This is a genomic window from Spirosoma aerolatum, from assembly GCF_002056795.1.
Classification (GTDB): Bacteria; Bacteroidota; Bacteroidia; order Cytophagales; family Spirosomataceae; genus Spirosoma; species Spirosoma aerolatum.
The window spans coordinates 7,806,022-7,818,107 of the sequence record NZ_CP020104.1; the positions used below are offsets into that span (position 1 = coordinate 7,806,022).

Below are 12,086 nucleotides of genomic sequence, written 5' to 3' on the forward strand. Positions count from 1 at the left end.
TTCTAAAGACATCTGCCCCTTCATCGAAGCGGGAGACTTAGATTCAGAAGCTGCTGATTTCGCATAACGCGAACGGGTAAGGTATGCATGTAATGGAGTTGTTGCTGAACAGACATCAATTCCGCAACTGTCGTTACAGTCATGCCGTTGGCAGTTCGGATAACATCGCCCTTTTGCAATCCCGAACTAGCCAATTTACTAGTTTTCGGCACATCCAGCACGACAACGCCCGACTCGTCGGGAAGCCCAAAAGCCGACCGATCGCCCAGGCCATGTATACTGCGGACTACTATACCCAGCCAGCTTGTTTCAGCGTTTTTTTCCTCCTGAACAGTAGTCGTTATGTTGGGAAGTCTGGGCGAACGCGCCAGCGAACGCAACGCTTGATTTTGAACGCCAAACTGGTTCATGGGAAAGTTTTTGAAACCCAGAGCAATGGCCCGACTCGCTGTGCGAACCCGGTAATCGCCCTGGCTGGGCTGAAGAAACTCAGGCTCCCCAAACTGACTGTGCGCGTCGGTACCGTTTTGCCGGGCATTCTGAAGCGCTGCCTGATCGGGGAACAGATTGTAGTCCAATTCTTTCCCCCAATCATTGACCTGAATCGGAAAGTAGGGGCGCATGACAATATTATGCCGAAAAACATCACCACTGTTTCTGAACCACACGTGTGGGTGAAACGAGTTATTGACAATCACATTGTTTTCGGCAATGCGGTAAAATCCCTCCCGGAACTTCAGCCCGCCATTGAGTAGTACGTTGTTATAAATGAGGTAATTACTACTCCCATCGTCCAGGTCGATGTCCCAGCCATGATCGCAGCGGAACCGATTGTTTCGAATAATGACTGGCTTTAGGGCATCGAGCCGAACCAGTTCGGGGTGAGCCGCAACCAGGCTATCCATCGTTTTTCGGTTGGGATGCCAAAACCGATCCCGTCCCCAGGAGTTGAACGAACCATGATCGCCCGTTTCGAGGACCGTGTCAAACACGTCGTTGTACTCGATTACATGCCCTCCCCAAGTGCCATCACCAATGTTGATACCGGCTCTGGGCAACTGGTAAATCGTATTATAGCGCACGGTAATGTCGGAAGCCATCGAAATTTCGACACCTGTTGCCTGTTTTTCGATTTCGCCAATATGGTGAATGAGGTTATTGTCGGCTGTACATTGGGCCGGGTAGCGATTCGTTTTAGGGCCAGGCCGCAAATCCATAGCCGTGTAAGGCACAAACCATTCATACCGGAATGCGGGCGACCGAACGGCTGATGTATCGCCCACAAAACCAATAGCCGTGGCACCTATATGATGAATGTGGCAACCTTCGATCAGGGCACGTCGGTTAAACCCGCTCACCAGCACGGCATTGCCACCGAGGTTGGTCAATTCACAATCCTCCAGGTGACAATTATCGGTATTTTCCAGATAGACGGCCGCTCCCCGGTAGATCATCCAGTCGCTGCGTACTAATGGTTCGTAGCTTTCCATAAACGTGCGCTCGGTGTTGACCAGGCGAAGCCCTCGGATACGTACACTACGCACCGGTGAATCAGGCAGGCCAACCAGTTCGATAAGTGCCTTCAGATGGGATACCTCTACCGTCGCTTTCGTCAGATCGAGGCCGACGGGTGGTATAAAGGAAAGCTGTTGGGCGGTTCTGTCGTAAAACCATTCGCCGGGAGCATCCAGCTCTTCAGCAATATTCTCAACAAACCGCTCTTTGGGGTGCATTCCCATTGGGCGGTTATTCTGCCAGCCCCCTTCGTAGGTCAGTGTATCCCTGTATTTACCAGTGATTCGATAGTGGAAACCACCCCATTCGTACCGATGAAGCGCGTGCATGTATCCACCAACCGGATTGCTCCACCGACGAACCCGCTCTGGAATCGTTGCACTGGAATCGGTTCCGTTGAACACATGAGCCGTAGAGTCGTAGTTGGGATAGCGGGCCAGAATTTGCTTTTGCCCGTTGATAAATAGCTGTTCAAACGGCTCGCCCGGCACCTGAGCCACCCAAACCTTATCGTCTTTTTTCTGCCACTGTAGGGTCAACTGTCGCCCACCATTCAACTCCACCCGTTCGTTCTGATAGGCGCTGATTAGCAACTGTCTGTTGCCAAGCGTTCGGGCATCGATGCGTAGGGTTCGGGGCAAATAATAGACACCCTGCCGCAAACGGATCTGAACCTGCTTCTTGGGAGCCTTTTTTACTTTTTCGAGTGCTTTTTCGAGCGTAGCCAAGGGGGCGGCCAATGTACCTGGTTGTGCATCGTTTCCCGTTGGAGAAATGTAAATCGTCGTCTGGGCATGTAGTAGGCCAAAAGCCCAGACAATAACGATGATTACCAGCACAATGCGTTTGCTCATTTCCGGTACGAAGTCGATACGTATGATTAAAGAGCAAACATACTTTTAAAGTACGAAACAGGCGTTTTTTCGACAGGATTTACAGGATTATCGGAACGGGACATTTTCAACACTAATCCTCTTCACCCTGTAAATCCTGTCGAAAACGAACAGGCGCTAAAAGCCTTCTTTTTCAGCTTCTTTGTCTTTTTTCTTCTCGTCTTTCTTTTTCTCTTCCTTCACCACCTTTTGCCCTGGCTGGAGTTTGGGTTTTGGGGCAGGTTTAGCTTTTGTTTTATACTGATCGAGATAGCGATCAACAAAAAGCGTTTTTTCATCGACCGTTGCCGGAACAACTTCCAAAGCGACTTTACTGGAGTTTTTTGAACCTGCCAAAAGTCGGTCGTTGATTTCCTGCTCTGAGGTGATGATGGCTAATTGACCAATAGCGCCCGGTCCATTACCGCCTTTGTAATCGTAGTACACCCAAACATCTGGCGATGATTCGAGATAGATGCTGAACTCATCGCCATTGCCTGTTTTGCGAATTTCGACGAACCCATCCATCTGCGCGTTAATATCCGTGGCCATGATGTTGGAAACTCCCAACTGACCTGTACTGTAAAAGGCGTTGTATTTGGGAGACCAGCGCAAATTGGCGTTGGCCAGAACCAGCATGGCGTTCAGTTTGGGCGATGCCTGATTGAGCGGCACGTGCTGATTCTGGGCCTTAACCCGATAGGCATCCACCGCTTGCTGACCAATCAGGGGTACTAACTTATCAGAAAGACGGTTCAGATCGTCGTCCGCAGCTTCGTCGTTCTTCTCTTCCAGGTTTGTTTTGACGATCTTATCGGCAATGCTCGCAGTGACCAGATCGGGTACGGGCAACGCAAAAACCATGAGCGTATTGAACCGATAGAGGCTGCTGTCGATATTGATCCGTGCCGACCCTGACGATAGCAGATACTCTTGCGGAGCCGTATTCATGAAGTTCATCTTACCTTTATAGGTCATCAGCCCACGCGCATCGTTGAAGGTATAGGCATTTTCGACATCGGCGTCTTCCGAACTATCCGCTTTGGCTACCGAATCGACCGTAGCCACCGCATCGCTACCTTTCGAGGCAATCCGATACACTTTGTCCTTTTCGTCGTAACGCATGATGCCCGTAGCACTAAACAGATCATCGTCGCGGGAATCTTCTTTCGGCGACAGGAAGGTTGGATATACGCCAGCCCCACCAGCCCGGAAGTGAATACCCGCTACCAGTTGTTGTCCGCCGTCGTTTTTAAGATTCTTATCGACCTTGATTTCCAGCCGCTCGGCTACCTTTTCTTTGAACGGAATCCAGTCACTAATCAGGTCTTTGCGTTTTTTGAGTGCAGGTTTGATAAAGCCATCCATCGACAAATCCTGCTTAGGCGCTTCCATCACAATGCCCCCCCGGAAGAGCATTTTGGGAGCCAGTTGCAGGTTATCGGCCTCATCAACTTCAGCACGAGCTACGGTAAAATAGGTTGTCATGGGTTTAGATGGCCCACTGCGCTTATTACGGGGAGCACTCCGATTCGTTTTCTTGGCATCGGCTGTTAAGGACGCTGTTTCGGAATTCGTAGCCGCCACAACCGGGGCTTCTTTTAACTCGAAACTGCCCATTTTGATGCTGGCGGTGTCGCCTTTAGCCGTTGCAAACTGGTAGGTAGCATCACCCGCAAACCGCGTCCGCGACAGCACCTGAATATTACCATTTTTGAGCCGGTGAAACAGGTTGATGGTATCCAGTTCGAGCCGGGCATTTTTCAGCGCCATCATTTCACCATTACGCCGGATAGCCACCAATCCTTTATCGGGGTAAATCCGGGCATCGGCCGCCGTAATATAAGGTACTCCACTAATGTTTAGGGTCCGCTTTTCCACATCGTACAAAGCCGCCGACCCATTGAACGTCAACCCTTCCTGTTCTTCGGCGGTGGCCGTAAAGAGTGAGGTTTTCACATCGCCCTTCATGGCAATGGTTTTAGCATTTACATTCCATTGCGCCCGGCTAATATTGGTTTTGTAGGCAGCAAACGGGAACTCTATACTTGGCGATACAGTATCGCTGACGCTTTCCTTTTTATTGATCGCCAGTCCGACAAGGCCTTTGGTCTGGTTGAAATCGACATCGACGTCATTTCCTAACAGAATCGGTTTGCCGGCGGGCGTTCCGGGCGCTTCTTTATCCGAAACGATTTTGAATTGGGCTCCACTGGCCAGGAAACCGTCTTTATTAAATTTGATGCTATTGGAGATTGTCTCGGAGTCTTTCCGACGCAGGGTTCCGTGCCCGAATAAGCCAGACGAACGCACCAGTAATCCGCCTTCCAGATTGGTCGTAGCGCTGTAGAAATTGAAGTTATTTTTCTGCGTGTTGATGACCATGCTATCGGTTTTCGGCCACCATTTCATGCTGAAATTATTGAGCTGAACCTGCGGGAAATAGCCTTTCCCAACCAGCCCTTCTTTGATCTCCCCTTTATCGCCCGATGCCAGCAGGGAGTCCGTCATAAACAGAATTCCTTTGGTAGTAAGCGTAGTAGTCAGGTGATTGAGTACGCCCTCGGCCCGGAGCCCGCTTTTGTCCATGACCAGATCGCCCGTAAACTTGACGGTCGATGGTGCTGTTCCTTTCTTTCCGGCATAGACCGGATAGCCTGTTGCAGGAGCCTTATGAACAAAACCTAACGTATTGTCGGGCATAGTGACGAGCTGCGCTTTAAAGGGCGGGAAGATACCATCTGAGTAGAACGTCCCCATAAACGCAATATCGCCCTTGCCCAGACTATCGTTGTCGATGGCCGGGATTTTGAAGTAAACTTTCTGGTTGTACGTGATATTTCCCCGGTTTGGCTGATTAAAATAGACCGTCATCCCTTCGGGCATGACCAGACGCTGGGTGGTTTTCTTGCCCTTCATCTGACCCGACTTGTTATCTGAGCCCGCCAGAAAAACCGTTCCTGGGTTTTCATACTTAATATCCCCCCCGATTTCACCCTCTTTCCCCTGAGCGGCCAACTTCTGCGACTGGAAGGTAATGGAGTCAATCTTATTAAGACTCATCGAGAACTTATCGTAGTTGAATTTCAGGTCGCGACCCGCATACCGTAGCGTACCGGCTTTAAGCTGTCCGTTGAGGGTAAAATCACGACCTTTACCTACCCGGAGTATTTTGTCAGAAGGATAACCGAAAATTTTCAACGAGTCAGACATCGTGAACTGACGAACTCCCCGAATGGTCAGAATTTTGTCGTTGAGGTCGATGGTTGCGTTTTTTACGCTGTCGTTCGACACAAAGAGCGACTGTACCTGGAAATTGTCGTAGTCCTGCTTGTGGGCATAGGCCAGCACGTATAACACTCCTTTGCGGCTCAGGCGCATCATACTGGTTTTAGGGTCACGGTCGATGTAGCCTTCCAGCACCATTCGATTTAGCGCACCCCGCAACGCACCCGCATTTACATTTTTGGCAAACTGGGTGATATCGTCATCCAGGAAGGTCTGCTGTTTTTTGGTAGAAACGAAGTTAGCAACAATCTGTAAGGGGTGGAAGCCATAATCGACGGTCAGATCAGAGTAACGTTGGGGATGGAAATAATCGAACGATTCAAAGCGTACAGGCACCTCCCGTTTGGCCCCTACCTGATAGAAATCCACTTTCCGACGGGGTAAATCCCAACGCACCACTTCGGGCATGATGTAAAATTTGTGATACCAGTCGGCATAGGGAACTCGGGCGTAATCGGTGTGCTGCTCACGGTCGAGCCAGGCAATGCGCTGAGCTTTATCGTACCGGAATTTTACAGACTGATGGGTAATTGAATCGGTATCGATGTACCCGACAAAGGCAGCCGAATTAGCCGAAATCATGGGCCTTGCCTGAGTAGAACGAGTACCCGTTGTTTTAACAGGTTCGGTTGTATTAAAGCCCGATGCAGCCAGACCAGCCTGAGTAGAATCGGCAGGAGGCATATCGTTGACGGCAAAATCGAACCGACGGCTGGTCGCTTTGAGGGCGGGTTTACCGTTGTATTTGACGGTTAGCTGAGCCGGAAATCCACTGGCCGACGCCCCAACCATTTGCGTACCCGACAGCGCTAACCCGCCTTTGTACTCAACATCGGGCCCTAAATCGGGCAGTTTGACATCGTTTTGCCACGACATAAACCGGGGATAAGTAACGGGCCCGCCTTTTTTCCTGCTGACATACTCGAATACCCCTTTGATTGGGGGTGTTTTCTCATAGGTCAGCGTCACATCGTCGGCTTGCAGACGCGGACTCATGGTCGTCAGGGCGTAGTCGCTCAACGTCACAAAAATATCCGGTCGTCCGGCGGTAGCCCAGGTAAATTTGCCGCCCTGCCCAACCAGCACGCCATCTTTCAGCATCATATCGCCATTGGTATTAGCCAGAATAGCCGAGTCGCCATTGGCCACAATAGCCAGCGATACATCTTTGAGTGTAATCAGCACGCCCGATACTGAGGGCAATGGCCGACGCTGCGGGATATACTGGGGCCCGGCCGAACGCGGCTGGCTTGAATCGGAGGGAGCTGGCGTATCCCACCCATCGAAGCGAGAGCGTTCGGCAGCCGCTTTTGCCGCTGCAATGGAGTCCTCTGCCGTTTTGATGTCGGTTGGTTTCAGCGATTTTAGCCCTTCGACAAACCGAAACTCAAATGTACCACCCTGCGCATACAACTTGTTGTAATTACTGGCATATAGCTCTCGACGATCCATAAACCGCCGAACCGTTTCCAGACTCCGGGCAAACACCTTGGCATCGGTAGTTTCGAACAGCTTTTCCGAGATCGTTAGCAGGCCATCGACGTTGGTAGCAGGTTGTTGCTGAGTGGCCAGATACAGTGATTCGTAAAATGGTGTAAAAATAGTAGCCGCTGGTAAACGCTTCTGGTTCATTTTACGGCTCAAGGCCATAACACGCTCCTGCTGCTGGGCCGACAGGCGGTTTTCGGACCAGATGGCCTGTAAGTTGGTGCCCGCCCGGACTCCTGCAGGACCGCCCGTAGCCATTAGTTTCTGAACATCGGCCACAAACTGATCGGGTTTATCCGAAATTCGAACCGCCTGGCCGAACGAAGCTGTCAGCATTAGTAGTGTTAAAATCAGGCTGTAATAAATACGATTCATATCCGAAGGCCGACCGGGATACATCCCCATCAGCGTTTAATAAATGCTAAAGAAGTCCATTGGTTTTTGGTTAGCTGCTTAATCAGCGTCAATCCCGACTCTATGGCTTTCTGCTCGATATCCGGCGCATCGTTGTCATAGAAACCACTGACAATCAGGTATCCATTTTGCATTAACCGTGTTGTGTAGGTAGGAATTTCGGCTAGCAATACATTCCGATTGATATTCGCCAGAATGATATCGAAGGGCTCGACGGCCTTTACATCAGCAATCGTCCCCTGAAATACGGTAACCTGCGAGCAGTCGTTAAGTTCGGCGTTTTCGCGGGCATTTTCAACCGCCCATTCTTCAATATCGAAGGCCAGTGCAGCGCTAGCCCCCATCTTAACCGCCAGAATCGCCAGAATCCCCGTTCCACTACCCACGTCGAGTACCGTTTTTCCGGCAAAATCGAGGCTAAGCTGTTGCTCCAGCATCATAGCCGTGGTTTCGTGGTGGCCCGTTCCGAACGACATTTTCGGGTTAATGACAATGTCGTAACGAAATCGGGCGTCCAACGAATGGAAGGACGCCCGGACCCGGACCTGGCCCGCCACTTCGATCGGCTCGTAATCGCGCTCCCACTCGGCGTTCCAGTTTCGTTTCTCTAACGAACTAACTTCATAGGCTATTGCAGTCTGGGCTGCGTATTTCTCAATCAATTCCTGGATGGCTAATTCCTCAAAATCAGATTCAACGATATAGGCGTTTAACCCTTCGTCGGTTTCCACAAACGATTCAAAACCTAGCTCAGCTAATTCGGCTGTAAGAATGTCGAAATAATCGGGCGACAGATGCAGTTGTAGTTCAATATAATTCATACCTCAAAGTAACGAAAAAGGCTAACTTGTTCGCGTTACAAGACCCGTATCTGCCTGCTTCTCTTTATTTTTTGACTTACTTTCCAACCATTTCAACCTCCAGCATCACTTTAGTCTGAAGCACCTCTAAAACCATGTTCCGCTTGGCCATACCGACCGATCTATCTGAACACGAGCTTGTCGACCGCTGTCGGGCCAACGACCGGATTGCCCAGCGGCTTCTGTTTGAACGGTATAAGCGGGCTATGTTTTCGACGGCCTACCGAATTATTAACGACTACGACCACGCCAGCGATGCCTTGCAGGACGCTTTCGTTGAGGTATTTCGAAACCTGGATCAATTCGCCTTCCGGTCAACATTAGGGGCCTGGATCAAAACCATTGTGGTTCGTCAGACGCTCCGAAAACAACAGCTTGAAGGTCGATTTTTACCATTAGACGAACACGTACATGACTACCCAGCACCATTTCGCGATACACTTACGGGCGATGAATTAGACGCGGCAATTCGTACGCTACCCGATGGGGCTCGCACGGTGTTCTTACTCACTGAAGTAGAAGGATATACCCATAAAGAAGTGGCTGACCTGCTCAGCATAACGGAGGGCACCTCGAAATCGCAGACGAGTTATGCGAAGAAGCTATTAAGACAACGACTATCATGAACGACTCACTGCCTCAACTCCCCGAATACGACCCAGCCGATAACTTGTGGGATCGCATCGAAGCCAATTTGCAGGCCGATGAGCTTTTTACTCGGTTGAGCCATGAACTACCCTTGCATGAGCCTAACCCTGATCTGTGGAATTCCATTGAAGCGAATCTATCTGTCAGCGATACTGTCAAAATTCGCCCACTTTGGCAGGATGTACGCGTTCAATGGGCTAGTCTGGCCGCTACAGTTGCATTGCTTATGGTAGGAATATGGTCCGTATGGCCCGCCGAAATGCCCGAAAAAGTCCATATCGAATATGCCACGGAATCGATCAAGCCTGTTTCAACCCAAAAATCGACAAACACCAACTGGCCAGCTACAACCAGCCGAACCGAAGCCCTTATTGCGAAGCGGTGCGCCCAACAAAAATCCGTCTGCCAGCGGCCCGAAGTTCATGAGTTGCGGAAACAACTTACAGCACTGACACTTAAACAGCAACGTATTGAACAGGAACGGGAAATTTTTGGTGACGATCCAACCTTACTACGCGCCCAAACCAAACTGGAAACACAGCGAGCCGAAGTGACTAAAGAACTGCTAACCCTACTGGAGTCATGAATACGGGCGTTTTTAGGCTGGCACGACTACCCGCTTTAGCTGTTTGGTCAACCCGGTGGTTTATCTGGCTGATTGGCTGCATCAATTTGGGCGTAAATGGCTATGCGCAGTCGGTGCAGGTTATTACAAAAATCATCGACAAGGAGCTTCCTTATATAGAAAATCAGCCTGTTTTACTGACCGCCCAAAAAGCCGATGTCATGATTAAGGGCTGGGCCCGGCCAACAATTTCGGTACGGTTACGGCTTATTGCCAAACACCCCGACCGCGCTACAGCCGAACGAGAATTAGCCTATCACCAATATGCTCTGCAGTCTGTCAATGGGCAGGTTGACTTGTCGAATCGCTTCGTCATTCCTCAATCGGTTGGAAAACTAAAAAGTCAGTTGAAAGCCGTTTATGAAATCAGTCTTCCGGCCAAAGCCTTTTTAACCGTAACCAACTCGTTTGGTGATATTAATCTGACGAATCTGGATGGTAACACCAGTCTGACTTTTGATTTTGGCAAACTCACGCTGGATGACATCCGAGGCAAACTCACCATAAAATCAGACTATGGGGATATTGATGGCCGGGGGCTTGATGCGATGCTAAACGTAAAGGCCGAAAAAGCAGAGATATCCCTACAGGATGTAAGCGGAAATGTAACGCTCCAGACCAGCTTTGGAAAGTTGACGCTTCTGCCAAGCCCTACGCTCGATGCCCTGAACGTTGATGCAACACGCACCGATATCCTGGTCGCCACGAAACGCCTGACCGATTTCTGGTTCGATGTCACCAGCTTAGGAGCCGACATTCGTGTCCCTGAAAACTTCGCCGATCAGCTTGTCAAGGCTAAAAACAAGCAGACTTTCCGGTATCAAACTTCGGCTAAAAAACCCGAGATCGTCATTCAGAACCGTTACAGCCCGATTGTTATCCAGGGCGAAAAAACACTCGTCGACCGACGTTAAGCCACAAACCCCATGAACCCATCCCTACCCTTTTTAATACTCCTGATCAGCTTGATGGCGTGCGGAAGTTTGGCGCAGTCAGCCGATTCCATACGCGTTGTGTACAGCGAGGAAATTGCAAGCCAACCGACATCATCGAACACGAAACGGATCAAGGCCCTTTATAATCGGTTCATCCGGTCCCAGATTGAAGAAAAAACACTGATCAAGCTGGGTGGTATGCCGACGAGTTTTGGAGCAACCCCAGATCCTATATGGTCAATTCGAAACGAGGTTGCTGTTGAACAAAAGCTGACACCTGCTTTTTCTATCCTTATTTCGGTTCGTTCCTACTATCGGCGGCTGGCAAAAACCCTTACAGAAGCCAGTGTATCGGGAGAAGTAGCTGGACGGTGGTACTTTGTCATGAATCGCCGAATACGGCAGGGCAAGAGCGCGAACAATTTTTCGGGGCAATACCTAACCCTGCATCTGATTAAACCGCTTTGGGCATCGAATTCTCTCGACCCTCCGGCTAGCGGCTTAACCCATGCCTGGTTGGGTGTTGGACTGGGCACTCAGCGTCGGTTAAGCCGCTTTGGGTATCTGGATGCTAACATCGGTCCTGGCTATACCATCCGTAGTCTCAATCCCATGCCTGTTGGCATTCAGGCGTCTATTCTGATAGGCTTCGGTTTGTAATTGTTATACCCTTCTCACCAATTTATAAACCATGAAAACGTGGTATGCTTGTTGTATTGCTTGCTGGACTATTGTCTGTTTAACCCTAAACAGCTACGGACAGGCCGACTCCACGCGAGTCGAAATCTCACAGGAAAAATTATCGTCTGATTCGACATTACAGCTTGATCCTGAACGTACCGGCAAAGAGAAGAAGTTAATGAAAGAACTTTTTCGACGCAGTCGTCAGGAAGTCACGTTGATTGAAATCGGCGTGGAATACCCATACAGGGCAGGTATTGTTCTTTTTAAAGATCCTCGCCCGGTTACCGAACAAACAAGTCTGTTTAGCTTATGGGCTGGTATTGAGCATAAGCTGACACCTGCCTGGGCGCTCATGGGTGGAGTAGGCTGGCAGTTTTCTCCCGGAACACCGCAGAACCCTATATCAGGAAGTAGTTGGCTCAGCCAGGCCGGAATCAATTATTATCCACTTATTAACAAAGCGATCCAAAAAGGCCAATCTGCCAACAATTTCTATCGCCAATTTTATATCACGACACGAGCCCTTCTGCCTTTTCATGACAAGCTATCCATAGAAGGTACGGGGCCGAGCCAGAAAATAACCGTTAATCCGTTTCGGCAGGCTACCTTACTGGGAATAGGTATCCATAGTATACGAACTCGCTTTTACTTCTATAATCTGGTTGCAGGCGCGGCTTATCTATATGGGCGCGATGAGGGAATCCGGTATCCAGTACAGGCGATGGTACGCTTTTCGTTCGGCCTGGGTCTATAAGTT

8 protein-coding genes are annotated in these 12,086 nt (G+C 49.9%); 5 read left to right on the forward strand and 3 right to left on the reverse strand.

Annotated features, from left to right (window positions below; genetic code table 11):
• Positions 1 to 20: 20 nt before the first annotated feature.
• The 3 genes from B5M13_RS32560 to prmA all read right to left on the reverse strand — a co-directional run bounded on the left by B5M13_RS32560 (position 21) and on the right by prmA (position 8,398).
• Positions 21 to 2,369, reverse strand: coding sequence for a PDZ domain-containing protein (locus B5M13_RS32560; protein WP_080059618.1), 2,349 nt, complete (start codon positions 2,367 to 2,369; stop codon positions 21 to 23).
• Between the two features lie 156 nt (positions 2,370 to 2,525).
• Positions 2,526 to 7,538 (reverse strand): hypothetical protein, encoded by a 5,013-nt coding sequence (locus B5M13_RS32565; RefSeq protein ID WP_080060179.1) that lies wholly within the window; start codon positions 7,536 to 7,538, stop codon positions 2,526 to 2,528.
• Positions 7,539 to 7,567: 29 nt separating this feature from the next.
• Positions 7,568 to 8,398: a 50S ribosomal protein L11 methyltransferase gene (gene prmA / locus B5M13_RS32570; protein ID WP_080059619.1), complete on the reverse strand. Its 831-nt coding sequence runs from the start codon at positions 8,396 to 8,398 to the stop codon at positions 7,568 to 7,570.
• A 134-nt stretch (positions 8,399 to 8,532) separates the two neighbouring features.
• On the opposite strand from prmA, the gene B5M13_RS32575 reads away from it, so the two are divergent.
• The 5 genes from B5M13_RS32575 to B5M13_RS32595 are packed head-to-tail and all read left to right on the forward strand — an operon-like array spanning position 8,533 to position 12,083.
• Entirely contained in the window at positions 8,533 to 9,063 is a 531-nt protein-coding gene (locus B5M13_RS32575; RefSeq protein ID WP_080059620.1) for an RNA polymerase sigma factor, read from the forward strand.
• Positions 9,060 to 9,671 carry a hypothetical protein gene (locus tag B5M13_RS32580; RefSeq protein WP_080059621.1) on the forward strand — a complete coding sequence of 204 codons (612 nt, stop codon included), beginning with the start codon at positions 9,060 to 9,062 and terminating at the stop codon, positions 9,669 to 9,671. Before B5M13_RS32575 ends, B5M13_RS32580 begins: the two co-directional genes overlap by 4 nt.
• Positions 9,668 to 10,624 (forward strand): DUF4097 family beta strand repeat-containing protein, encoded by a 957-nt coding sequence (locus tag B5M13_RS32585; RefSeq protein WP_080059622.1) that lies wholly within the window; start codon positions 9,668 to 9,670, stop codon positions 10,622 to 10,624. The genes B5M13_RS32580 and B5M13_RS32585 overlap by 4 nt, the downstream gene beginning before the upstream one ends.
• 12 nt (positions 10,625 to 10,636) lie before the next feature.
• A complete protein-coding gene (locus B5M13_RS32590; protein ID WP_080059623.1) occupies positions 10,637 to 11,305 on the forward strand; it encodes a hypothetical protein in 669 nt (222 codons plus the stop codon).
• 31 nt (positions 11,306 to 11,336) lie between these two features.
• The gene (locus B5M13_RS32595; protein WP_080059624.1) at positions 11,337 to 12,083 is read left to right on the forward strand and encodes a hypothetical protein; all 747 of its coding nucleotides are present in this window, start codon (positions 11,337 to 11,339) and stop codon (positions 12,081 to 12,083) included.
• The last annotated feature ends 3 nt before the right edge of the window (positions 12,084 to 12,086 follow it).

Excerpts from the sequence above, each read along its gene's own strand:
- B5M13_RS32560 (WP_080059618.1), bottom strand. The coding sequence starts at position 2,369 with ATGAGCAAACGCATTGTGCTGGTAATCATCGTTATTGTCTGGGCTTTT.
- B5M13_RS32575 (WP_080059620.1), top strand. The coding sequence starts at position 8,533 with ATGTTCCGCTTGGCCATACCGACCGATCTATCTGAACACGAGCTTGTC.
- B5M13_RS32590 (WP_080059623.1), top strand. The coding sequence starts at position 10,637 with ATGAACCCATCCCTACCCTTTTTAATACTCCTGATCAGCTTGATGGCG.
- B5M13_RS32595 (WP_080059624.1), top strand. The coding sequence starts at position 11,337 with ATGAAAACGTGGTATGCTTGTTGTATTGCTTGCTGGACTATTGTCTGT.
- prmA (WP_080059619.1), bottom strand. The coding sequence starts at position 8,398 with ATGAATTATATTGAACTACAACTGCATCTGTCGCCCGATTATTTCGAC.
- B5M13_RS32565 (WP_080060179.1), bottom strand. The coding sequence starts at position 7,538 with ATGAATCGTATTTATTACAGCCTGATTTTAACACTACTAATGCTGACA.
- B5M13_RS32580 (WP_080059621.1), top strand. The coding sequence starts at position 9,060 with ATGAACGACTCACTGCCTCAACTCCCCGAATACGACCCAGCCGATAAC.
- B5M13_RS32585 (WP_080059622.1), top strand. The coding sequence starts at position 9,668 with ATGAATACGGGCGTTTTTAGGCTGGCACGACTACCCGCTTTAGCTGTT.